Origin of the sequence: Streptomyces sp. NPDC088124 (assembly GCF_040685895.1) — a bacterium.
Classification (GTDB): Bacteria; Actinomycetota; Actinomycetes; order Streptomycetales; family Streptomycetaceae; genus Streptomyces.
In genome coordinates this window covers 15,885-37,996 of the sequence record NZ_JBFBJB010000063.1, presented here as the reverse complement: position 1 = coordinate 37,996, position 22,112 = coordinate 15,885, and the positions used below count along the sequence as shown (strand labels likewise).

General features: G+C 70.6%; 19 protein-coding genes and 1 pseudogene. 14 read left to right on the top strand and 6 right to left on the bottom strand.

The window, feature by feature from the left end; all coding sequences use genetic code 11:
- Positions 1 to 7: 7 nt before the first annotated feature.
- Entirely contained in the window at positions 8 to 934 is a 927-nt protein-coding gene (locus AB0P17_RS35805) for an N-acetylneuraminate synthase family protein (RefSeq protein ID WP_365817827.1), read from the top strand.
- Between the two features lie 4 nt (positions 935 to 938).
- Complete coding sequence (locus tag AB0P17_RS35800) at positions 939 to 2,072, top strand: hypothetical protein (protein WP_365817825.1); 1,134 nt, start codon at positions 939 to 941, stop codon at positions 2,070 to 2,072.
- A 534-nt stretch (positions 2,073 to 2,606) separates the two neighbouring features.
- Here the strand turns inward: AB0P17_RS35800 and AB0P17_RS35795 are convergent.
- Both AB0P17_RS35795 and AB0P17_RS35790 read right to left on the bottom strand, forming a co-directional pair.
- Positions 2,607 to 2,813 carry a hypothetical protein gene (locus AB0P17_RS35795; RefSeq protein ID WP_365817823.1) on the bottom strand — a complete coding sequence of 69 codons (207 nt, stop codon included), beginning with the start codon at positions 2,811 to 2,813 and terminating at the stop codon, positions 2,607 to 2,609.
- A 95-nt stretch (positions 2,814 to 2,908) separates the two neighbouring features.
- On the bottom strand, positions 2,909 to 3,184 hold the full coding sequence (locus tag AB0P17_RS35790) for a hypothetical protein (RefSeq protein WP_365817821.1): 276 nt from the start codon (positions 3,182 to 3,184) through the stop codon (positions 2,909 to 2,911).
- 105 nt (positions 3,185 to 3,289) lie between these two features.
- Here AB0P17_RS35790 and AB0P17_RS35785 point away from each other — a divergent pair, with 105 nt between their 5' ends.
- The 9 genes and pseudogenes from AB0P17_RS35785 to AB0P17_RS35745 form a co-directional block, all read left to right on the top strand.
- Positions 3,290 to 4,120 carry a helix-turn-helix transcriptional regulator gene (locus tag AB0P17_RS35785; RefSeq protein WP_365817819.1) on the top strand — a complete coding sequence of 277 codons (831 nt, stop codon included), beginning with the start codon at positions 3,290 to 3,292 and terminating at the stop codon, positions 4,118 to 4,120.
- A complete protein-coding gene (locus AB0P17_RS35780) occupies positions 4,117 to 4,329 on the top strand; it encodes a DUF397 domain-containing protein (RefSeq protein ID WP_365817817.1) in 213 nt (70 codons plus the stop codon). Before AB0P17_RS35785 ends, AB0P17_RS35780 begins: the two co-directional genes overlap by 4 nt.
- 181 nt (positions 4,330 to 4,510) lie before the next feature.
- A complete protein-coding gene (locus AB0P17_RS35775; RefSeq protein ID WP_365817815.1) occupies positions 4,511 to 4,747 on the top strand; it encodes a hypothetical protein in 237 nt (78 codons plus the stop codon).
- The gene (locus AB0P17_RS35770) at positions 4,744 to 5,259 is read left to right on the top strand and encodes a DUF6879 family protein (protein WP_365817864.1); all 516 of its coding nucleotides are present in this window, start codon (positions 4,744 to 4,746) and stop codon (positions 5,257 to 5,259) included. The genes AB0P17_RS35775 and AB0P17_RS35770 overlap by 4 nt, the downstream gene beginning before the upstream one ends.
- 19 nt (positions 5,260 to 5,278) lie before the next feature.
- Positions 5,279 to 6,127: a helix-turn-helix transcriptional regulator gene (locus AB0P17_RS35765; RefSeq protein WP_365817813.1), complete on the top strand. Its 849-nt coding sequence runs from the start codon at positions 5,279 to 5,281 to the stop codon at positions 6,125 to 6,127.
- A gap of 297 nt (positions 6,128 to 6,424) precedes the next feature.
- Complete coding sequence (tgmA, locus tag AB0P17_RS35760) at positions 6,425 to 6,703, top strand: putative ATP-grasp-modified RiPP (protein WP_365817811.1); 279 nt, start codon at positions 6,425 to 6,427, stop codon at positions 6,701 to 6,703.
- Entirely contained in the window at positions 6,696 to 7,658 is a 963-nt protein-coding gene (gene tgmB / locus AB0P17_RS35755; protein WP_365817862.1) for an ATP-grasp ribosomal peptide maturase, read from the top strand. Before tgmA ends, tgmB begins: the two co-directional genes overlap by 8 nt.
- Entirely contained in the window at positions 7,655 to 8,797 is a 1,143-nt protein-coding gene (tgmC, locus tag AB0P17_RS35750) for an ATP-grasp peptide maturase system methyltransferase (RefSeq protein WP_365817809.1), read from the top strand. Before tgmB ends, tgmC begins: the two co-directional genes overlap by 4 nt.
- 7 nt (positions 8,798 to 8,804) lie before the next feature.
- A pseudogene (locus AB0P17_RS35745) lies at positions 8,805 to 9,053 on the top strand (hypothetical protein); the annotation flags it as partial.
- Positions 9,054 to 9,226: 173 nt separating this feature from the next.
- On the opposite strand, the gene AB0P17_RS35740 reads toward AB0P17_RS35745, so the two are convergent.
- The 4 genes from AB0P17_RS35740 to AB0P17_RS35725 all read right to left on the bottom strand — a co-directional run bounded on the left by AB0P17_RS35740 (position 9,227) and on the right by AB0P17_RS35725 (position 15,228).
- Entirely contained in the window at positions 9,227 to 10,270 is a 1,044-nt protein-coding gene (locus tag AB0P17_RS35740; protein WP_365817807.1) for a hypothetical protein, read from the bottom strand.
- Positions 10,271 to 10,300: 30 nt separating this feature from the next.
- Complete coding sequence (locus tag AB0P17_RS35735; protein WP_365817805.1) at positions 10,301 to 12,235, bottom strand: hypothetical protein; 1,935 nt, start codon at positions 12,233 to 12,235, stop codon at positions 10,301 to 10,303.
- 168 nt (positions 12,236 to 12,403) lie between these two features.
- The gene (locus AB0P17_RS35730) at positions 12,404 to 14,617 is read right to left on the bottom strand and encodes a trypsin-like serine protease (RefSeq protein WP_365817803.1); all 2,214 of its coding nucleotides are present in this window, start codon (positions 14,615 to 14,617) and stop codon (positions 12,404 to 12,406) included.
- 68 nt (positions 14,618 to 14,685) lie between these two features.
- Positions 14,686 to 15,228: a hypothetical protein gene (locus tag AB0P17_RS35725; protein ID WP_365817801.1), complete on the bottom strand. Its 543-nt coding sequence runs from the start codon at positions 15,226 to 15,228 to the stop codon at positions 14,686 to 14,688.
- 564 nt (positions 15,229 to 15,792) lie between these two features.
- Here AB0P17_RS35725 and AB0P17_RS35720 point away from each other — a divergent pair.
- The 3 genes from AB0P17_RS35720 to AB0P17_RS35710 all read left to right on the top strand — a co-directional run bounded on the left by AB0P17_RS35720 (position 15,793) and on the right by AB0P17_RS35710 (position 21,867).
- Complete coding sequence (locus tag AB0P17_RS35720) at positions 15,793 to 19,149, top strand: ALF repeat-containing protein (RefSeq protein ID WP_365817799.1); 3,357 nt, start codon at positions 15,793 to 15,795, stop codon at positions 19,147 to 19,149.
- Positions 19,150 to 19,421: 272 nt separating this feature from the next.
- A complete protein-coding gene (locus AB0P17_RS35715) occupies positions 19,422 to 20,654 on the top strand; it encodes an amidohydrolase (protein ID WP_365817860.1) in 1,233 nt (410 codons plus the stop codon).
- A gap of 163 nt (positions 20,655 to 20,817) precedes the next feature.
- Positions 20,818 to 21,867 carry a BMP family ABC transporter substrate-binding protein gene (locus AB0P17_RS35710; protein ID WP_365817797.1) on the top strand — a complete coding sequence of 350 codons (1,050 nt, stop codon included), beginning with the start codon at positions 20,818 to 20,820 and terminating at the stop codon, positions 21,865 to 21,867.
- Positions 21,868 to 22,112: the final 245 nt, after the last annotated feature.

Below are 22,112 nucleotides of genomic sequence, written 5' to 3'. Positions count from 1 at the left end.
CACCGCCATGAGCACCAACTCCCCTTCCCGTCTGCGGAACTTCGGCACCCGGACCGCGGGCCCCGGCCGCCCCGTCTACATCACGGGCGAGATCGGCATCAACCACAACGGTGAGCTGGACAACGCCCTGGCCTTGATCGACGTGGCCGCCGAGGCGGGCTGTGACGCGGTCAAGTTCCAGAAGCGCACCCCGGAGATCTGCACCCCGCGCGACCAGTGGGACATCGAGCGCGACACCCCCTGGGGCCGGATGACGTACATCGACTACCGCCACCGCGTCGAGTTCGGCGAGGACGAGTACCGCACCATCGCCGAGCACTGCGCCAAGCGCGGCATCGACTGGTTCGCCTCCCCGTGGGACACCGAGGCCGTCGCCTTCCTGGAGAAGTTCGACGTGCCCGCCCACAAGGTGGCCTCCGCCTCCCTCACCGACGACGAGCTGCTGCGCGCCCTGCGCGCCACCGGCCGCACCGTCATCCTCTCCACCGGCATGTCGACGCCGAAGCAGATCCGCCACGCGGTCGAGGTCCTGGGCAGCGACAACATCCTGCTCTGCCACGCCACGTCGACGTACCCGGCCAAGGCCGAGGAGCTCAACCTGCGCGTGATCAACACCCTCCAGGCCGAGTACCCGAACGTCCCGATCGGCTACAGCGGCCACGAGACCGGTCTGCAGACCACCCTCGCCGCCGTCGCCCTCGGCGCCACGTTCGTCGAGCGTCACATCACCCTCGACCGCGCCATGTGGGGCTCGGACCAGGCCGCCTCCGTCGAGCCGCAGGGCCTGTCGCGCCTCGTCCGCGACATCCGCACCATCGAGGCGTCCCTCGGTGACGGCGTCAAGAAGGTGTACGAGTCGGAGCTGGGCCCGATGAAGAAGCTCCGCCGGGTCGCGGGCGTCGTCGCCGAGGCCGCCGAGCCGGTGGCGGTCTGACGCGATGACCGGTGCCGGCGGGGGCAGCTCCCCGTACCAGAGCGAGACCGCTGTGACGCCCGCGACCGCGGACGTCTCCCTCTCCGATGCCCCCGCCACCCCCACGATCGCCTTCGTGGAGAGCCCGGTCCAGCTGCTCAACGTGCTGGAGTGGGCGCACCTCAGCAGCACGGCCGACGCGCTCACCATCGTCGTCCTGTCGCCCACCGACCCGATGTCGCGCGGCCAGCTCCGCCGGGTGGCCGAGCTGGCCCGCGACGCGGGGTTCACGGTGCGCTGGCAGGAGGCGCGCGGTGGGGCGGGGGCGCCGCTGCGGACGGTACGGGAGCTGGCACCACTGCTGCGCAAGGCGGACCGGGTCGTCATCGGTGACCCGTTCTCCCGTTACGTACAGCTCCTGCTGGCCCTGGTGCAGACCAAGGAGCTGACGGTCGTCGACGACGGCACCGCGACGATGGAGTTCATCGGGCAGCTCGCCCGGGGCGAGCGGCTGGTGCGCTGGCACCGGCGCGGTGGCTCGCGCGGGCCGCGGGAACTGGTCCTGGCACCGGTCACCGCGGCCGCGCGCCGGCGGCTCATGCCGTCGGCCGCCCGCACGGTCGAGGTCTTCACCTCGATGCCGGTCGAGGAGGTGCCGGAAGGCATCACCGTGACGGCCAACACCTTCGCCTGGACACGCGCGACCTTCGGGCCGCCGCGGATCACGACCGGCGCCGACATGGTCGGCACCTCGCTGGTCGAGACGGGCGTGGTCGACGCGGACCAGTACACCGAGGCGGTCACCGCGCTCGCCCGTACGCACGGCGCGACGCGCTACTTCGCCCACCGCCGGGAGCACGTCGACAAACTCCACCGGCTGCACCTGGCGACGGGGCTGGAGATCGTCCGCCCCGATCTGCCCCTGGAGCTGATCGCCCGCCGCGGCCCGATCGGCCGCATGGTCCTCAGCTTCCCCTCCACGGTGGTCCACACCCTGCCGCTGGCCCTCACGGGCACGGGCGTACGGGTCGCGGTCCTCGACATAGCCCCGGAATGGCTCAAGGAGACGGCGTCGCCCCGCGCGCAGGGCTTCCTCTCCGGGGTGACGGGCACGGCCCGCGACGTCCACCGGCTGCCGAGGCTGCCGTCGCCGGCCTGACCTTCGCGCACCGGCCCCGGCCCGCCCTCTCCTCGCGGGGGCGGGCCGGGCTCGCGTCACCCCGAGCCCGTATCCGGCCGGGGCGTCGCCGTGGGCGGAACCGGTCGTACCAGCGGGGTCTGCGGTGCCTTCGGCGGCCGGGGCGGGGCACCGGGACCGACGGGCGGTACGCGGGTACGGGCACCGCCGTGAGCAGGTAGAGCCCGGTGTGGTCGGCGGCGCGGAAGGTGAGCGCCGCCCCGGCGAGGAGATGATTCCGCGCCTTCTCCTGAGCCACGAAGTCGTCGCACGAGCAGCGGAGTTCGGTGAGGGCGTCCGGGACAGGCGGGCCTACAGGGACAAGGGTGCCCGGAGGGGCCCACACGGACCATGGGTCGGGGTCGAGTCCGTCGGCGATGCGCCGGGCCTGAGAGCGCAGGAAGGACAGGGCGCGGTCCGGCGACGCCGCCTGTCGGGCGGCGAGGACGACGTGTACCCACGTGCCGTTGACCGGCCCCTCGCAGATCACAGTCAGGCGGTAGAGCGGGGCGGCGCTCATCCCTCCCTCCGCGCGGGAGGCCGCTGCTTGCGGTGCAGGGCGGCGAGGGCGCGGAGCTGTGTCTGTTCCCGCTCGGTCGCCGGGCGGACCGACAACCGGGGGGCTTCCCAGGTGTGGCCCGAGGGCCGGACCAGGCGGACCACCGATCCGGCGAAGGAACGGATGAAGCCGGGCATGTCCGTCCTGTGGTCGAACACCGCCATGCCCACCCGGAGTTCCTGCCCGGGGACAGGCACGTTCGCCTGGAGACGCTGGAGTCGGCGCGCCGGGTAACACCGTCCGTCGCGCGCGCCGGACGTCACCTGAGGTCTCCCGCCCTGCGGTGGGGGTGCGAGGCGATCTGCCGGGCGCACTCCAGCGGCGTCGCCGAATCGATCCCGATCTGGGCATTCTCCCGGCGCCTGTCCCACCAGGCACAGAGATCGCAACCGGGCTCGGGGGCGAGGTCGACCGGGGGGTACGGCGGGACCGGCGTGATCCCGGAAGAACGCCGCTCTACCGGGGACTTGGGCCCGTCGGGGGCCGGGGTACGCGGGGGCTGCTGCGACGTGGCGGGAACCCTGTCGTCGGACACGAATGACTCCTCTCCGTAGCGAATCCACTACCAAGCGCGTTCAGGGTCGCCTACTCTCGGAAAACCAAGCAACCTGGCAGCAGGGATTGAAGAGAGAGCCATGCCATGGTCAACCGCAAGGAACTGAACCCGGAAGCATCGCCACGAGCCGCGTTCGGAGCGCGTTTACGCAGCGTGCGAGAGGCGCGCGGGGTGACGCAGGACGACCTCGGGGACCAGATGGAATATTCAGGACAGCATGTGTCCGCTGTCGAAACTGGTCGCAAACCGCCAACTCTGCGCTTCGCGCGCCGCGCTGATCTCGTTCTGGACGTTGGAGATGAATTCGAACGCGAGTGGCGCGATCTTCGGCAGGGCAGCCTGCTGGAGGGCTTCCCGGAGTACGTGCGATGCGAGGAGCGCGCCGTGGAGATCCGTATCTTCGAAGTCGGCGCCATCCCTGGGCTGGTCCAGACGCCGGAGTACGCGGCGGCCGTGGAGGCGGCGAACGTCAAGCGCGGAACGATCCCGCCCGAACAGGCCGAGGAACGGCTCACCTTCCTGGCGGAGCGGCAGGCCGCGCTGGAACGGCCCAACCCGCCCATCGTGATCGCCGTATTGGACGAGAGCTGTATCCGCAGGATGGTGGGCGGGTCCGAGGTCATGGGCGCCCAGTTGGCGCAGCTGGTCGCATTCGCCGATCAGTCGTACACGATGCTCCAGATCGTCCCCTTCGCCATAGGAGAGCGGTGCCCGTTCAGCAGGGTGGTCAATCTGCTGACCCTGGCGGACCGGTCCGTGGTCTCCTATGTCGAGTCGCAGACCCGGGGATATCTGGACCGCGATATCCCTACCGTGGTGCCCCTGGTGAGGGCCTACCATCAACTACAGGCCGAAGCGCTCTCCCAAGCGGCATCCGTGGCCCTGATCAACGAGGTACGAAAGGGCATCCTGTGACAACCGACGCATCTCCTCGCTGGTTCACCTCCTCCTACAGCGGCAACGGCGGTACCTGTGTAGAGGTCGCCGTCAACCTCGTCGCCTCGCACGGTGTGGTTCCCGTGCGGGACTCCAAGAGCCCGAGCGGTCCGCAACTGGCGTTCCCCGCCGACTCGTTCGCGTCCTTCGTCGCGTCCGTGAGCGCCGAAGAGTTCCGCACCGCCTGAGCACGCCCACACCGGTACCACTTCCGGCCCGCCGCCCTCCCCGGGTGGCGGGCCGGCCGCCGTCAGGGGAGGGGTGCGGTTCCGTGTGGCGGCGCGGTCCTCGCTCCATTGACGGCTGTTCCGCCCGTCCGACACCATGGCGGCGAACGGTTCGCCAAATTTCGAGCAACGGAGACACGACATGCGTGCTCGGCTCCTCGGCAAAGACCCGGAGTCCCAGGAAGGCAACTCGCCTACCTTGTTCGCCACCGACCGCACCGACCGCAAGACCTGCATCGCGCAGGGGTGGAAGGTGACGGACCCTCAGGCGCTCGCCGACGTCGGGCCTGTCCCCGACCATGAGACGCTCATCGAGATCCCGGAGGACGTACTCAAGATGTACGCACTCCGCTACTTGGGACAGGGGGAGGAGCGCTGAGCCTGCTCATCGGCCCCGAGTTCAGCAAGCTCTTTCGTACCTTCGAGCACACGGCTTTTCGGCTGGAGACACGCGATCACTACAAGTCCGCCAACGAGTCAGAAGCGCTGGGTCGGTTCGTTGCGGGTGAGACGGTCGACCTGGACTGGTTCCAGAGCTGGCTGACCATGATCCGGGAGACCACCGCCGAGGGCCGCCGCTTCATGCGCGTGCGGGTGGTGACGGTGCCGCTCACCGATTACAGCCGCTTTGGTGTGTTCTGTTCGCGGTACACCAACGCCGCTGGTGAGGACATCCGTTACCTCAAGAGGAATGAAGCGGCCGATCTCCCGGACTACGACTACTGGTTGTTCGACTCGCGCAAGCTGGTGCGGATGCACTTTGATGACGACGAGAACTTCCTGGGCGGTGAAATCATCGAAGATCCTGCCGTGATCGTGCAGCACAATTACTGGCGTGATGCCGCCTGGCACCTCGCCACACGACGGGATGACTTTGCCGCCGACACATAGAACCACTCGCGTCACCAGCGTGCACGAGGCACACGACGCGCTGGGCAAACGGCTCCGTGAGCTTCGCCGGCAGGCCGGCATGAGCGGTCGGCAGCTCGCGGAGTCTTTGGCGTGGCCACCCTCGAAGGTGTCGAAGCTGGAGAACGGCCGGCAGACGCCGACCGACGACGACATCCGTGGGTGGACGCGGAGCACCGGCAAGGAAGGCCAGACGGAAGCGCTGCTCGCTTCACTGCATACGCTCGAAGTCCAGCACGCAGAGTGGCAGCGGCAGCTCAAGACAGGCTTGAAGCCGCATCAGCAGGAGATCACCGACCTGGACGCCCGGACGCGTCTCTTCCGGGGCTTCGAGTCCACCTTTGTCCCCGGCCTGCTTCAGACGACCGAGTACGCCAGGGCACGGTTCGCTCAAAGCATCACCGTGTTCAAGGTGCGCAACGACATCAACGAGGCCGTGGCCGCGCGGATGCGGCGTCAAGAGGTCTTGTACCGGCCGGATAAACGTTTCCACTTCGTGCTGACCGAGGCGGCGCTGCGCTACCGGCTCTGTCCGCCAGGAGTCATGCTCGGGCAGCTCGACCGACTCGTCGCGCTCTCGGCGTTGCCCAACGTGAAGCTCGGCATCATCGGGTTCGAGGCGGCGTACGTGGTCGCGCCCGCGCATGGCTTCTGGCTGTTGGACAACGACCGGGTGATGGTCGAGACGTTCTCGGCAGAGCTGAACCTTGCCCAGCCCCAGGAACTCGCCCTGTACAGCAGCATCTTTGATTCGCTCGCAGCCGTCGCCAGCTACGGCCGTTCGGCGAGAGCGATCATCAATCGAGTGGTGAGTGATCTCGCTCCCGATGCACCGGAGGATGGCGAGTAATTTCCCGTACGGTCACCCTCTCGGGGTATTGCTAGAAATATCAAGAAACATTCTGGTCGACTCGCTTTCATGGCTCTACGCTTCCAAGGGCGTGCTGTTGCGCGTTCACATCCCCATCGGAGCTAGGGAGTCCGGCCGGTGAGTACCTTCGTCCCCTTGCTGAGCCGAGCGCAGATCGACCGGCTTCCTGAGAGGGCGCGGCCATCGAGCCGTACCCGTCGCACGTGGCGACTGAGTCGCTAGGTGGTTCGAGCTGTCGAACTGTCGGCACCACCAGGAAACGGAGGCGCAGCGCAGATGACGCAGACGCCCGCACCGTGGGGTACGCAACGAATGGGTCCGTACGCGGCTACCACGACAGTCCCGCAGTGCACGCCCGTGATCGACCCCGAAACGCAGATCGCCGTCACGGTGGACGAGCGCGGGCGGACGGTCGAGCTGGGTAAGCACGGCACCAGCACGAGTGGCCTGACGCCCACCACGACCACCCCCGGTGACGGGTCCGGTCCGGGGGGCGCGACCGACGCGGACAGTGCCGAGTCGTACGACCAGGACCCGAGTTCGGATGATGAGTGACAGCGGGTCGGTGCTGGTGCTGACCAACCCCTACGACGTGACAGCGGACGTGGTGTTGCGGCTTCTTGCCGAGCGCCGGGTTTCCGTGGCCCGTCTCGACCCCGGCGCCGACCTGCACACGGGTGCCTCGCTGACCGCCACTTACTGTACGGGCGGCCAGCAGGGCACCCTGCGCACGGCAAGCCGGGAACTGGACACCACCCGGGTTCGGTCCGTCTGGGTGCGTAGGCCCTCGCCCTATGAGGGGCCGGCCGGGATGAGCGACCAGGACCGCCGGTTCGCTGCGGAACAAGCCCTGTGGGGCGCGGGCGGCATCCTGGCGTCACTGTCGGGCGCGTGCTACGTCAATCACCCCTGGAACAACCGAGCCGCCGAGTTCAAACCGGCGCAGCTCTCGACCGCGCGACGCTGCGGGTTCTTGGTGCCCAGCACAGTGATCACCAACGACCCGTGTGAGGCGCGGACATTCGCCAGCCACCAGCCTGGCGGAGTGGTCTACAAGCCAGTGTGGAACACGCCTTACCGCGTGGACGGCCAGCCACACAGCGTGTGGGTCCGCGAGGTGCACGGGACCGAGATCACCGATGCCGTGGCCGTCTGCCCACACATGTTCCAAGCCAAGGTCGACAAGGCGTTCGATGTGCGGGTGACCGCCGTAGGTAGCCGACTGTTCGGGCTCCGGATCGACAGCCCCGATCTTGACTGGCGCTACCGCCAGGATTTGATGACGTGCACAGCGATGGAGGTGCCCGGGGCGGTCGCGCGTGCGATCGTTGCCTACCTTGCCGAACTCGGTTTGATTTACGGAGCATTCGACCTCGCCGTCACCCCTGCGGGCGAGTGGTACTTCCTTGAGTGCAACCCGAACGGCCAATGGGCATGGCAGCCGGCGGAGACCACTGCGGCAATCGCCCATGCTCTGACCGACCAGCTGGAGAGAGGCCCCGACAGGTGAGCACATCGGCTTGGCTCCGCCGCACCCTGACGGACAGACTCACCGAAGAGAGCGCCCTGACGGAACCCGATTGGCGCGGCGCCGTCATGGCGGTTCCGCGCGAGCTGTTCACGGGGTCCTACTTCATGCCGGTGACGGGAAGCGTTCCGACCAGCTACCGGCCCGTCAGGGAGGGGGAGCCCGGATGGCTGGAGGGGGCCTACTCCGACGAAACGCTGATCACCCAACTGGACGGTTGGATCAGGCCCGACGACGTGACCGAGGGGACCGTGACCGGCTCCCCGTCATCATCCTCCACCCTGCCGTCGTTGGTGCTGCGTATGTGGCAGCAACTCGGCGCCGAGGCCGGTCACCGGGTGTTGGAGATCGGCACCGGCACCGGGTACTCGACCGCCCTCGGTGCGCACCGTCTCGGGGACGCCAACCTCACCAGCATTGAGTACGACCCGGTGGTGGGTGGTGCTGCGGCGGTGGCGCTCAAGGCCGCCGGTTTCGCACCCCGGCTGATCATCGGTGACGGGTTGCGTGGCGACCCGGACGGGGGGCGGTTCGACCGGCTGGTCGCCACCTGTTCGGTCCGATACATTCCGCTGCCGTGGCTGCACCAGGTGCAGCCGGGGGGAAAGATCCTGGTCACGCTGTCCGGGTGGAGCTATGCCAACGCCCTCATCTTGCTGGACGTGACCGGCCCCGGGGAGGCCACGGGCCGGTTCCTGCCCGGCTACACCAGCTTTATGATCGCCCGGCCGCACGACCGCCCGCCCCGCCCGATGCTGGCCCTGTTGCCTGGAGATGAGCGTCCGAGCCAGATCGACCCCGCGAAGCTCGACGACTGGACGGGCGGTTGGATCGCGCAGCTCGCGGCGCCCTCGGCCGAACGCATGGGGGCGGGGGCGGAACAGATCCTCTGGGACGTGTCCACCGGTTCGCAGGCACGGACGGCCCCCAACCCCCAAGGTGGGTGGACCGTTGTCCAGCGGGGTCCCGTTCGTCTGTGGGATCAGGTCGAAGGGGCCGTGCGGTGCTGGCAGGCTGCCAACGAGCCGCACCAGGAGCGGTTTGGAATCACGGTCTCGGCAGCCGGTCAGAGGGTGTGGCTCGGCACTGAGGACGGCCCCGGATGGGACCTGCCGATCTGACACCCAGGGCCTGTGGTCCGTCTGACCGCGGCTGCACGAGGTCCTTCTCGCCAAGCTGCGCAGCGCGAATGTCCTGGACTTCTCCCGGGCGGCGGTCGACGGCTTCCACATCCGGGCCTTAAAGGGGGCTCAACAAGCCGTGCCGCCGGTGCGCGGCAAACGCGGCCGGCCCCGACGCCGCCCGGACGTGGTACCGGCCGGCTACGACCACGACAAGTGCCGCCGCCTGGTCGTCCGGGATCTCGGCGTGAAGCCGACGCGACAGCGGCCGTCTACAGAAGGGTCTTCCGTTCGTCAGCTTTGAGACCACGGAGCATCCGAAGTCCGTACAGGGCCAGCAGCGGTTTGGCGATCAACCAGACACAAAATCAGTGTGGACACGCGCGTGAACCGTTGGGTTGCGCCGTGCTGGGCCGTAGCGGGTCGGGCTCACTGGATCAGTTCGAGGTGCGGATGGTCCGGGGACGCCGGGCAGGCGTGGAGTTGCAGGTCATAGCCCCCGGCGAGGTCGATCGAGGTGTAGTGGGCCGGGGGAGTGCCGGGGGGAAGCGGGTCGCGGGCCTGGTCTCCGACGGGGGCCCAGTTCTCGGTGCCGGAGTTCCATTCGGACGCGGCGATGGTGAGCAGCGGGTCCATCCCGGTGCCGCAGGCGGCGCAGGTCCGGTCCATGGGGTCGGTGAGGCCCCAGCGGGTCCAGCCGCCGGTCTTCCAGCCGGGTGAGACGGACAGCCACTTCTTGTAGAGCTCCTCCGGGGCGTCGGCGTAGGAGCTGTCCACCGCGGCGCCCGCCGCCTGCCAGCTGCTCCGGTCCCTCAGCCGCTGCTGCAACTCCTTGGTCAGCTCCATGAAGTTGGGGTACTCGGTGACCTGCTCCGGCGCGAGCAGGCACGGCTCCGGCACATAGCCGGGGAACTGGACCGCGGGCGGCTCGGGAGGTGTGCCGAGGACATCGGTGACCTCGGCGGCGGAGCGCCAGAACAGCGCGGTCCTGGGGTGGGCCGGGTGGTCGAAGGGGCACCACAGCACCTGGAGCAGATCGGCTTCGGCCTGGCCTGGCGGGCGCAGCAGGGGGATGTCGCGCACGTACAACTGGGCCACGGGCAGCATGGCGATCGGGCCCTCGGGCCACGGGCGGCCGTCGTTGATCCGGTTGTCGGTCGCCCGCTCCTCGGGCGTGTACCGGGACATCTCGGGGATGCCGGCCGGCCGGCTCGCCACCATCGCCCGGATGTGCCGCTGCACCCGCACGTCCTCCGGCGAGAGGGGGACGTTCAGCCCGTCCCACTCGTGCGGGCCGTCGCAGTACGGCCACGGCTCGCCGGCGGGCCACAGCAGCGGCCCGCCGACGGAACTGTCGTGCGGTGACGGGGACCCGGGGCGGGGATGCAACCGGGTCGCCGTGCGTGCCAGCGGGGCCAGTTGAGGGAAGACGGCGGCGACGTCGAGCGGCCGCGGCGGTGTCGTACGACTCATTCCGGCTCCCGTGGCGCGCAGCGGTGGGGATCAGTTCCCGAGGTTCAACAGCCCCGTGTTGCGCTGGGTGTTGGTGATGTAGACGGTGGGGAACAGCGGTTGTGAGGTGCCGTCCGCCCGCTCGACTGTAGCGCTCATCGTGACCGCCTCGGGGATGGTGCTGGTGGCGTCCCGGTAATGGGGTGTGACCTGGTAGAGGATCGCGTCGTTGGCCCCGAAGCCGTTGTCCCCCACCAGCCTCTGGGCCGCGAACTCGTAGGTCCGCATGCTGGGCGTGCCGGTGTTCATACCCACCTGCCAGCAGGGGGCGAGATTGCGCGGTCCACCGTCCCGCTCCCCGCCCCTTCCGCCGAGGATGTTGGCTATCAGGTGACACCGGGCGAGCCCGGTTCCGGGGGAGTGGGTGGCGGCGAACGTCCGGGCGTCCTCCCAGCCGGTGATGTCACCTTCGGCCGGGCTGCCCTCCTTCACGTCCTTCGCGATGCAGGTCACGGCGGTGGCCGCCCGGTCGCCCGCCGGGCCGAGCGGGACGGTCTTGTTGGCCAGCGGGACCCGTTCGGTGGTGTTCTTCACCCATCCGCTGCTGGAAGGAAGCGCCCCGGCCGGTGGCTTCCGCAGGCAGGCCGCCTGAGGCTCGGGGGTCGAGCTGGTGATCTCGACCTTGAACTGCTCGGCCTCCACCACTCGCTGGTTCACGAAGCCCTCGAACAGCTGCGCCTCGGCGGCCTGGTTGTCCGCGAGCGGGGCGTGGACGCGGGCGCAGGGGCTGCCCGGGTCCGTGCCGCCCTCCGGTTCGAGGAGGTCCCACCCTCCGCTGCTGTAGTTGGGGATGACCTCGGCGCACCGGGCGCCGTCGGTACCTCCTTCGTGGGTCGCCGCGAAGGGGAACTCGCCGCAGCTGTCGTCCGCGATGTATTCCGGCTTCGCCTCGAAGGGCTTCGAACCCCCGCAGGTGCGCTGCGTGCGGTCGGCGATGCCGCTCTTCGCCCGGGTCAGCGGCTTGTCGCGGCCCCAGCCGTCGGCGAGGTTCTCCTGGGCCCACAGGTAGCCGGCCGCCGCGGCCGAGCCCGGCGCGGTCGCACTCATCCTGACGACCGGCATGACGCTGGGCACGACGCAGCCGGGGCCGGGTGTACTGGTGGAACTGGTCGTGTCCCGGACGTCGTCGTCGCAGCGGATCCGCTCCGGGTTGCTCCAGGAGGCGCTCGGGTCCGTGATCTGGGCGCCGGGGGAGGTCACGTACAGCTGGTACGACGTCGTGAACTCGACCTTCGCGCCGGCGGCCGGCGTGGAGGAGTAGGACACGAAGCCGTTGACGGACTGGTCCTTGACCAGATCGCCCCCGTACCAGGGGGCGGTCTTGGTGGCCTTGCAGCCGGCCGAGCACGCGGACCGGAACTTCGCGGTCAGGGCCGTGACGGCCCCGGTCGCACCGGTCATCCTCACCGTGACGTATTCGTTCCACGTCTTACGGTCGGCGGGCAGAAGGGCACTGGTCGCGACGTCCAGTGTGCCGGTGCCTATCTCCTTGCCGTTGCCGTCCCTGAGCAGGTACAGCACGGTCAGGCCGTTCACGCAGTAGCCGAAGCGGCCGTAGTTCCACATCCCGGGGATCGTGATCGTGCAGGTGGCCTCGTCGTCGGCGGCGGCCGAGGCGGCCGGCCGCGCGGCGGCGGGAGCCCCCCGCCCGGCCTGCCGCACCGGCGTGGTGCTCGTGGTGACGCAGGCTTCCACGGCACCCGCCCTGCCCTCGCGGGAGCCGGGGCGTACGGGTGTGCACTGCTCCCCGGCGGCCAGGGTGACGGGCCGGGTCTCGGTGGTCTCGGTGGGGGTGGGAGCGCCGGCCGGCGCGGCCGGGTCGAGTCTGCCCACCTGGCGGGAGGATGCCCCCGGCTCCTGGGGCGCGGGTGCCGTCCCGGTGGTGGTCGCGCCCACGGCGAGGACGATCAGCAACGGGACGGCCATGCGCCGGTACCGGGCAAGGAAGGACGATGGTCGCATTGTCGTACTCGCCTTTCGGGTGTGAGGTGCTGCTCGTGCTGCTGGTGGTCGGGGCTGGGGCCGGCCACGACGGTGGATCCCGGTCGTGGCCGACCCGCTCGCCGTGGGGCGTCGAGCGGGCGCCCGGTCCGGCTACCGCGCCGCGAGACCGAAGCGGGAGCCGGCCGACGGGAGGCCGCCCTGGCCGGGCTGGTACGTGGTGATCGGGGCGGCGGTGGCGCCGGCGGTCACGTTGGCCAGCGGCAGGGAGTGCAGGGCCCCGTAGGTGCCCGGGCCGTACGGCATCCCGACGTACAGGCGGGTGCCGGTGAAGTGGATGCTCCTGCCCAGGTACTGGTTGGTCCCGGGCGGGCCGGGGATGCCGGCGGTGTTGCCCGCCTCCAGCCAGCGGTCGTTGGCGCCGGGGGCGCCGAGCAGCGAGAGGGTGAGGATCGCGCCCGCATTCGCCACCGAGTCGACGGCCTCGTCCGGGATACCGATGGCCAGCCTCATCGTCGCCGTGGTGGACACCGCCCGGGGCGCGGTGTTCACGGCGGAGAGCGCCGAGCCGAAGCGGTCGCCGGCCTCGGCGGTGCCGCTCACGTCGTCGTCGCCGGTGCCCTGCGAGAACCCGGCGAGTTGGCTGTAGGTGCCCGCAGCGGTGACCCGGAAGGTGTAGGCCGCTCCCGTGTCGGCCTTGTCGGCGCCGCCGATGGTCAGGTCCTCACCGGGCGCGCCGACCGCGAGGATCGACTCGGTGGCGCTCGCGGCGCCCGAGGGACGGTACGGGGCGAGGGCCACGGCATCGCCGAACAGATCGCCCGCCTCGGCGCCGCCGGAGACGGTGTCCTGGCTCTGGTCGAGGCCGAACCGCGCGGTGGGGCGGTTCTCGGAGTTGAGGGTGTGGCTGAAGACGACCACGGCGCCCGCCTCCGCCTCGGTGCCGATGGCCTCGCCCGGGGAGCCGATGGCGATGTGGTTGGCGTCGGCCGCGACGCTGCCGGCGAAGCGGTCGTCGGCCTCCGCGGTGCCCGGCACGCCGGTGCTGTCCTGGTGGACGGAGACGCTGGTGCCGCCGCGCACGTAGAAGAACATGCCCGCCTCGGCGAGGGTGCCGATGGACTCGCCGGGCACGCCGATCACCACGAACGGTTCACCGGCGGCGGTGGTGCCGGCCGCCAGGGAGTCCCCCATGCGGTCGCCGGCCTCGGAGGCGGAGGCCCCGATGCTGCCCGAACCCTGGCCCTGCTCCAAGTGCGTGGCCTTCAGCGCCCCGGTGCCGAGGCCGCCGGGCGCGCCGTACAGGATCTGGACGAAACCGGCCTCTGCCTCGCCGCCGAGGTCCTCGGCGGGGGTGCCGACGACCAGGTCGGTGCAGCCGTCCTCGTTGTAGTCGACGGTGGCGAGGGACTCGCCGAACCAGTCGCCGGCCTCCGAGCCGCCCGGCACCCAGTCGAGGTCCTGGGTGATCTCGGCGATGCCCTTCCCGCCGCCGTACACGACCCGGACGAGACCCGCCTGGGCGTCGCCGCCGACGGTGGCCCGGGGGTCGGCTATCGCGATGTCCTCGACGCCGTCGCAGTTGTAGTCGGTGATACGGACCGCGCCGACCGCGGAGTCCACCCAGCCGGCCAGGTCGTCCACGCGGGCCGCGATGGAGCCGGTGCGGGTCTCCTCGGCGTCGATGCCGAAGCAGCCGCCCTGGTACGACCGGCTGCTCAGCGCGGCGAGTTGAGGCGTGCCACCGGTCGTACGGACCAGCGGGCCGCCGGTGTCGCCCATGCACGCGGCAACGTTGTCCTTGCCGGTGACCGTGGCGGTGGTGGCGTCGGTGCCGTCCACCGAGAACGTGCCGGTGTGCAGGTTGAGCGGCGCCCACTCGGTCTTGGTGCGGCCGTACCCGGCGAGCTTCAGTTCCTCGCCCGCGGCGGGCGCGGTGGTGGCCAGCGCGAGCGGGGTGACATCGGTGACCGGGCGGTTCAGCCGGGCCAGGACCACGTCGCGGTCGGTACGGGGCACCAGCTCCACGACCTCGCGGACCGCGCCCGCGGTGCCGGTGAGGCTGGTGCGGCCGATGGTGGCGGTGGTCTTCTTCTGCGGCTTGCCCGCGGGGACCGCGAGGCTCGCGACCGGGTCGGCGGCGAAGCAACTGGCCGCGGTGAGCAGCCATTCCCGGTCGACGAGGACGCCGGAGCAGCCCCGGTCGTGGCCGCCGACGATGATCTGGGCGGTGTAGGCGTAGGTGGTGTCACCGGAGGAGACGGCGGGGCCGGTCACGGCGGCGGCGGGCGCGGCGCTCAGGGCGACGGGGCCGGCGGCCAGGGCCGCGGCGAGGGCCCAGGAGAGCAGGGGTCTGGTCGGTCGCATGAGTGAGTTCCTCGGAGGCAGATCGGACGACGGGTCGGGGCCGGGGCCGGAACGCGGGCTCCCGGGCACTACTTGGAGGTCCTGATCTCCACGAGCATGTGCTCGCGGTTCTGCTCCTCGGCGCTCTCGCCCACCGCGGTCCAGGTGTTCTTGACGATGTCGAAGGACTTCTCCTCGGAGCCGACGGTCATGTCGACCTCGGTGTCGTAGTCGTTGCCCTTGACGGCGTAGACGGCGGGGATCTCCATGGTCAGCCAGCCCGAGTTGCCGACGACCCGGAAGCAGATGTTCGCCGCCTCCCTGCGGGCCATGATCTCCAGGAGGCCGCTGCCGCTCCCGCAGTCGGCCAGGGTGATGTGGCCGTCGCCGCGCTTGAGGACGATGCCCCGCTCCTCCAGGATCTCGTCGGCTCCCGGGTAGTCGAAGTCCTCGACCGCGTAGCCGGGGGCGTCGTCCGCGACGGTCGCGGCGGCGCCCGTCCCGGCGGTGGCGCCGCCGGAGCCGGACGCCAGGGCGACCCAGGCGAGGGCGCCGACGACCGCCGCGCCCAGCGTCCGGGCCAGGAATCTCTTCCGCTGCGGCCTCGCCGCAATTGTGGTGCGTGCCTTCATCGCATTCCTAAATCCGTTGGTTCCGAATCCATGTCCGTAACGTGGTTCAAGACTGGCGAGAAGGCATCCGTATTGCGGATGGAAACCCCGGCCCTTCGACGGGCACAAGTGGTCCACAAGGAATTTCACTTCTATGCCCCCGTGAAGAAACAGGCCCTCCCCGAACCCGGGGAGCCGCTTCGTCGCGCCCATGGCATCTCGCCTCACCGGCGCTGTCCACTCCCTCAACGACCATAAAAAGGACGTCAGTTGACGATGATCTGTGACCCTCGTCACGTTTAGTGAGGGTTGTACGGCGCTGATAAAGAACGCATAACGAAGGCTGTCATTCCGCTTCTCGGGAATAACACGTTCCTGCCGCCGGGTGCCACCCCGCCATGTTTTATTTTTGGCTACGCCGAATTGATTTCTGCATGAACGCAGGTTGGTATGGTCCCGTTCATCGCACAGGCCGCGCTCACGCCTCGCTGGTGCCGCACATGACAGCCCGGGCGTACGGGGAGCCTGCCGCGTCAGTGATCGTTGATCTGCCTCACCGGCGGAAAACACGAGGAGACCACCCCTATGCAGACCATGTTCTGGAGTCGGAGACGGCTCCTCGGCGCGCTCGCCGCGGTCACGGCCGCCGCGGCCTCACCGCTGGCCTGGACCCCCGTGGCCCGCGCCGCCACGGCGGACGAGCCGGAGTCCGGTCCGCTCACGCTGCCGGACACCGAGCGGGCGGAGGTGGTCACGGCGTGGATGACGGGCGGCAAGGCCACCAAGGCCGCCGCGGCCGACGTGCTCTTCGGCACCGACACGGAGATCAGTACCTTCCTCGCCGAGACGCTGCCGAAGGTGACCGCGGAGGACAACCGCGTCGCGATCGTCAGCTGCCTCGCCCGGGCCGGCAAGGGCCTGCGCCGTGACGCAGTCGCAGCCCTCGACAACGGCGACGGCGCCATCGCCGCCTTCCTCAAGGACGGCTTCGAGCCCGCCCTGCTGGAGGACCTGCGGGTGGCGACCGCCACCGTGTCGGCCACCGGCGACAAGGCGGTCCAGCGCGATGCCTCCACGGCCCTGGACGCGGGCACCCGGAAGGCGCTGGAGAACTTCCTCTCCGCGGGGCAGTTCACCGCCCGCCTGGAGGACGCGCGGGTCCAGGTCACGGCCATGCTCCTCAAGTCCGGGCCCGAGGTACGGAAGTACGCGGACCGCGCGCTGAGCGGCGGCGGGACGGAGATCCAGTGGTTCCTCGACACCGGCCAGCACATCGCCCGCGCCCGCGACCAGGAGGCGGCGACCATCGAGGAACTCGTCGCGGTCGTCGAGCGGGAGGGCAAGCGCGCCCAGGCCGAGACCGACCTGGCCGTCGAGGCGTCCGAGCGGGCCCGGACCGCCGCGGAGAAGGCCAAGGAGGCGGCGGAGAAGGCCGCGGCCGAGGCCGAGGCCGCCAAGGACGACGTGCAGAGGTCCGGGGCCGCGGCGCGCAAGGCGGCCGGCGCGGCCAAGGGCGCGGCGAACGCCGCCCGGAACGCCATCAACGCCTCCAACTCCGCCGTGAACGCGGCCCGTCGCGCCTCCTGGGCGGCCACCGCGGCCTCCCAGGCCGCCGCCACCGCGGGCGGGGCCGCCTCCCGGGCCTACAACGCCGCGATCGCCGCCTCCAAGGACGCCTCCAAGACGGCGGCGGCCAAGAACGCCGCGGTCGCCGCCCGTAACTCGGCCGCGCGGGCCCGTACCGCGGCCAAGGCCGCCGACTACGCGGCGGCCGCCTCCGCGCAGGCCGCGAGCGCCGGCTCCTCGGCCGCCTCCGCCGCCCGCAACGCGGCCTCCGCCGCCGCCGCGTCCGCGCAGGCCGCCGCCGCGGCGGGCGCCGCGCAGTCGGAGGCCGCGGAGGCCAGGCGGCAGGCGGCGATCGCGAGCACCGCCGCCAACCGGGCCACCAACGCCGCCTCCACCGCCCAGGCCCTGGCCAACACGGCCGCCGCCGCGGCGCGTACCGCGCGCGACGCCGCCAACTCCGCCGCCGACCACGCGGAGAAGGCGGCCGACGCCGCCGACGAGGCCGTGAAGTACGCGGGCCAGGCCATCGACTACGCCAACCGGTCCACCGCGCACGCGGCCGAGGCCGTCAAGGCCGCCAACACCGCCACCAAGACCGTGGAAGCCGCCATCGCCGTGGAACAGGCGGCGCGGGACGCGGAGTTGGCGCGGCTCCAGCAGGAGAAACTCCAGGGCCTCGACGAGGCCCGGCTGCTGGCCGAGATCGAGGTGGCGGACAAGGCCGAGTACGAGAACAAGCGCGCGCAGGAGGCGCAGACCTCACAGGCCGTCAAGGATCTGATCGCCGGCGCCGAGGCCGCGCTCCGGACGGACGACCTGGCCCTCGCCGCCACGCTGGGCCGCAAGGCCGCCACCGGACTGCTCGCGGCGAAGGGCGCGTGGACGCGGGAGGCCGCCGGGTTCGCGCTGGCCGGCAGCGACGACGACGTACTCGGCTGGGTCGACCTCGACCGGCAGCTCGCACAGGGGCAGGACGACCGCGAGACCGTCCTCTACCTCGCCCAGATATCCAGCCCCACGATCGCGGAGGCGGCCCAGCGGGCGCTGGAGAGCTCCAGCTCCACGGCGGTGGGCGACTTCATCACCTCCGGGGTGATCCGTGCCTCGCAGGACGACAATCGCGTACAGATCGTCCGCATCATCGGCCAGAAGCCCGGCAAGGCCGTCATCAAGGCGGCCAACGACGCGCTGAACGCGAACACCCCGGAGGCGCTGCAGGACTTCTTCGACCGCACCTACCCGGCGGCCCTGCGGGAGGACGACGCCGTCACCACCGCGTCCCTGGTGGCCACCGGCGGCGAGTACACCAAGTCGTACGGGGAGGTGGCCCTGGAGGGCCCGACGTGGATGCGCCGGAACTTCGTCCAGGTCGTGCAGTACGCGACGGCCCAGCTCGACCATGACTCCGCCACCCACATCTCGGCGATCCGCGGGGCGATCGCCGCCGCGGCGAAGATCGCCCAGACCGCGCAGGAGAACGCGGCGCTGGCGTCGAAGGCGGGCGCCGACGCCCGGCAGGCCGCCGCGGAGGCCCAGCAGTGGGCGGACAAGGCGCTGGAGTCGTCGCGGAAGGCCGACGGGTACGCGACGGAGGCGAAGCAGCTCGCCGATGCCGCGGAGGCATCCGCGTCGGCGGCACAGACCTCGGCGAACCAGGCCAGGGCCGCGGCGGCGACCGCCCGGAGCGCGTCCCGCTCGGCGAACTACTCGGCGAACCAGGCCATCGACTCCGCCCGTTCGGCCCTGAACTCCTCCTACAGCGCCCAGGCGTCCGCGGCCAGTGCCCGCCAGTCCGCGCTGCAGGCCGGCCAGGACGCGCGGACGGCGGCCACCGCGGCCGGCCAGGCCCGCGCGATCGCCGCCCAGAAGCGCCAGGCCGAGATCGCGGAGGCCGCCCGCCGGGCCGCGGAGAAGGCGCGGGAGGACCGGAACAACGGGAACAACCCGGCCGACAGCGGCACCCACGACGACGTCAACCAGAACGGCACCGGTGCCGAGAAGGAGGACTGGTGGTCCGACGCGGGCTGGTGGGCCGACGCCCTCGGCTACGTCAGCGTCGGCTCGGGACTCCTCGCCGCCGGCCTCGGCCTCGCCGGCCTCGTCTTCCCGCCGCTGCTCCCGATCGCGGGATGGGTCGGCGCCATTTCGCTGGGCGCCGCCACACTCAGCTCCCTGTTCGAAGGCATCGAGAACGGGTTCACCAGCGGCGCGTTCCTGGAGGCCGTCGCCTCCACGGCCCTGAGCCGGGTCACATTCGGCCAGTCCAAGTGGGTGGTGCCGGTGGCGCGGAAGGTGGCCCCCGCGGTGAACAAGGTCGCGTCGGAGGGCAAGGAACTCGTCTCCTCGATCACCAGCGGACTGTCGTCGATCTTCTGACCGCCGTCGGTCTTCCGACCGGCACCGGCCCGCCCCCGGGAAGGTGGCGGGCCGGTGCCGGGGAGGTGGCGGGCCGAACAGGAGTCCGGCCGCATGGTGACCTCGTTCCCCACCCCGGCCGGGGCACTCCACCGAAATGGCGCGGTATACCCACTGTGGGTGATCGCCATGCGCAAGGGCATAAAATTTCTTCCCCTGAGTGGCTGAAATTTTGTTGATCCAGGGTTGGTTGATCACTAAAGGGGCCTACCCTTCGACAGGTGAGCCAGTTGATGTCCTGCGAGTCCGAGACCGATCAGCCCGGGGAACCGACGCACCCCGCGCTCCCCGGCACCCTGCCCGACGCCCTGCGCGACGAGCTGATCGCCTTCCGCCGGGACATGCACATGCACCCCGAGCTGGGGAACCAGGAGTTCCGGACCACCGCCGCGATCAAGCGCCGGCTGGAGCAGGCCGGACTCGCGCCGCGTGTCCTCAACACCGGCACCGGACTCGTCTGCGACATCGGCATCCCGGACCCCGCGCGCCCCATGCTCGCCCTGCGCGCCGATATCGATGGTCTGCCCATCCCGGACACCAAGACCGGCGTCCCGTACCGCTCCACCGTGCCCGACCGCGCGCACGCCTGCGGGCACGACGTCCACACCGCGGCCGTGCTCGGCGCCGGGCTCGTCCTCGCCGGTCTCGACCGCCAGGGGCTGCTGCCGAACGCCGTACGGCTGATCTTCCAGCCCGCCGAGGAGGTCCTCCCCGGCGGCGCCGCCGACGCCATCGAGTCCGGGGCCCTGGACGGTGTCGGTTCGATCATCGCCGTGCACTGCGACCCCAAGGTCGACGCCGGAACGATCGGGCTGCGTACCGGACCGATCACCTCGGCGTGCGACCGGCTCGACATCGCCCTCGACGGGCCCGGCGGTCACACCGCTCGCCCGCACCTCACCACCGACCTGGTCACCGCCGTCTCCCGGGTCGCCACCGACGTCCCCGCGCTCCTCGCGCGCCGCGTCGACGCCCGCTCCGGACTCGCCGTCACCTGGGGCCGTATCGAGGCCGGCCACGCCCCCAACGTCATCCCGCAGCACGCCGAGCTCTCCGGCACCGTCCGCTGCCTGGACCTGGCCGCCTGGCGCGACGCGCCGGACCTGGTGCACGCCGCGGTCGACGAGGTCGCCACACTGCACCGCGCCAAGTCGCAGATCACGTACGTACGGGGAGTGCCGCCGGTCGTCAACGACGGCACCGTCGCCGAACTGCTCCGTGCCGCCCAGGCCGCGCGCCGCGGATCGTATGCGATCGAGGACACCGAGCAGAGCCTCGGCGGCGAGGACTTCTCCTGGTACCTCGAACAGGTCCCGGGAGCCATGGCGCGGCTCGGCGTGCGGACCCCCGGCAGCCAGGCCCGGTACGACCTGCATCGTGGCGATTTCGACGTCGACGAACGGGCCATCCAGGTCGGCGTGGAGCTTTTCACCGCCGCCGCGCTCCTCGACGGCGACCGTCCGTAACCGGCCGGTGGCCCTGGTGCGCCCGCTGATCCCCTGCTGTTCGCTTCCCGTTCGCGACGATCCGATAACGGCTGCCGTACAGGTCTTTATCTGACATCTACGCGCGTTACGATCGCGGCGAAACCAGCGCCGGAAGAGGCGCTTAGGCCAGAAGGAGCCTCCCTTGCGCCGGATCACCAGGATAGCCACAGTGGGCGTCGCGTCAGCGGCACTCGCGCTCTCCGTCACCGCCTGTGGCGGCAAGTCGTCGTCGGACGCCGGAACCGACTCCAACGAGGCCAAGGCCGCCATCGCCTACGACGTCGGTGGCAAGGGTGACCAGTCCTTCAACGACGCCGCCTACGCCGGTCTGGCCAAGGCCGAGAAGGACCTCGGCATCAAGGGCACCGACTCCGAGCCGACGGACGGGGAGGCCGACGCCGACAAGGTGCAGCGCCTGACCGACCTGGCCCGCGCCGGCAACAACCCGGTGATCGGTATCGGCTTCGCCTACGCGCCCGCCATCAAGAAGGTCGCCCCGAAGTTCCCGAAGGTCTCCTTCGGGATCATCGACGACTCCTCGATGACCGACAAGAACATCGCCAACATGGTGTTCAACGAGGAGCAGGGCTCCTATCTCGCGGGCGTCGCCGCGGCCAAGGTCAGCAAGTCGAAGACGGTCGGCTTCATCGGCGGTGTCGAGACCCCGCTGATCAAGAAGTTCCAGGCCGGCTTCGAGCAGGGCGTCAAGGACACCGACCCGTCGGTGAAGGTCCTGTCGCAGTACCTGACGCAGCCCCCGAACTTCGACGGCTTCTCCAAGCCCGACCTCGGCAAGGCCGCCGCGCAGGGCCAGCTCGACAAGAAGGCCGACGTGGTCTACCACGCCGCCGGTCTGGCCGGCTTCGGTGCCATCGAGGCGACCGCGACGGCCGGCAAGTGGGCCATCGGCGTCGACTCCGACCAGTACGAGCAGGCGGGTCTGGCCAAGTACAAGGACAAGATCCTGACCTCGGTCACCAAGGACGTCTCCGACGCGGTCTACAACCTGATCAAGTCGGTCAAGGACGGCAAGCCCGAGACCGGTGAGATCCGGTACGGCCTGGACAAGGACGGCGTCGGCCTGGCCGACTCCAACCCGGCGTACACCAAGATGACCGATGTCGTCTCCGCCGTCGAGAAGGCGAAGAAGGACATCATCGACGGCAAGATCACCGTCAAGACCGCCCCGTAACGGCCCCCGGCCCCAGCGGCCGACCGAGCGGTCCACACGGTACAAGCGGTACATGCGGTACATGCGGTACGTCGGTACGTGACCGCGGGCCCGGAGCGACGGCACCAAGCCGCCGCCCGGGCCCCCGGCGCACCCGGCACTCCCTCCTTACGATTCGGCAGCGCAATGCGTGTAGACCACCCTCCGGCGCGATAGCTTCACCCCGCCCTGCCACCCCCTCCGCCCCCACTCCTTTCCCGCCAAGG

Bases quoted from the DNA above. Each gene is read 5' to 3' on its own strand.
- AB0P17_RS35805 (WP_365817827.1), top strand. From the start codon at position 8: ATGAGCACCAACTCCCCTTCCCGTCTGCGGAACTTCGGCACCCGGACC.
- AB0P17_RS35775 (WP_365817815.1), top strand. From the start codon at position 4,511: ATGCGTGCTCGGCTCCTCGGCAAAGACCCGGAGTCCCAGGAAGGCAAC.
- AB0P17_RS35800 (WP_365817825.1), top strand. From the start codon at position 939: ATGACCGGTGCCGGCGGGGGCAGCTCCCCGTACCAGAGCGAGACCGCT.
- AB0P17_RS35720 (WP_365817799.1), top strand. From the start codon at position 15,793: ATGCAGACCATGTTCTGGAGTCGGAGACGGCTCCTCGGCGCGCTCGCC.
- AB0P17_RS35795 (WP_365817823.1), bottom strand. From the start codon at position 2,813: ATGGCGGTGTTCGACCACAGGACGGACATGCCCGGCTTCATCCGTTCC.
- AB0P17_RS35715 (WP_365817860.1), top strand. From the start codon at position 19,422: ATGTCCTGCGAGTCCGAGACCGATCAGCCCGGGGAACCGACGCACCCC.
- AB0P17_RS35785 (WP_365817819.1), top strand. From the start codon at position 3,290: ATGGTCAACCGCAAGGAACTGAACCCGGAAGCATCGCCACGAGCCGCG.
- AB0P17_RS35730 (WP_365817803.1), bottom strand. From the start codon at position 14,617: ATGCGACCGACCAGACCCCTGCTCTCCTGGGCCCTCGCCGCGGCCCTG.
- AB0P17_RS35725 (WP_365817801.1), bottom strand. From the start codon at position 15,228: ATGAAGGCACGCACCACAATTGCGGCGAGGCCGCAGCGGAAGAGATTC.
- AB0P17_RS35735 (WP_365817805.1), bottom strand. From the start codon at position 12,235: ATGGCCGTCCCGTTGCTGATCGTCCTCGCCGTGGGCGCGACCACCACC.
- tgmA (WP_365817811.1), top strand. From the start codon at position 6,425: ATGACGCAGACGCCCGCACCGTGGGGTACGCAACGAATGGGTCCGTAC.
- tgmB (WP_365817862.1), top strand. From the start codon at position 6,696: ATGAGTGACAGCGGGTCGGTGCTGGTGCTGACCAACCCCTACGACGTG.
- AB0P17_RS35740 (WP_365817807.1), bottom strand. From the start codon at position 10,270: ATGAGTCGTACGACACCGCCGCGGCCGCTCGACGTCGCCGCCGTCTTC.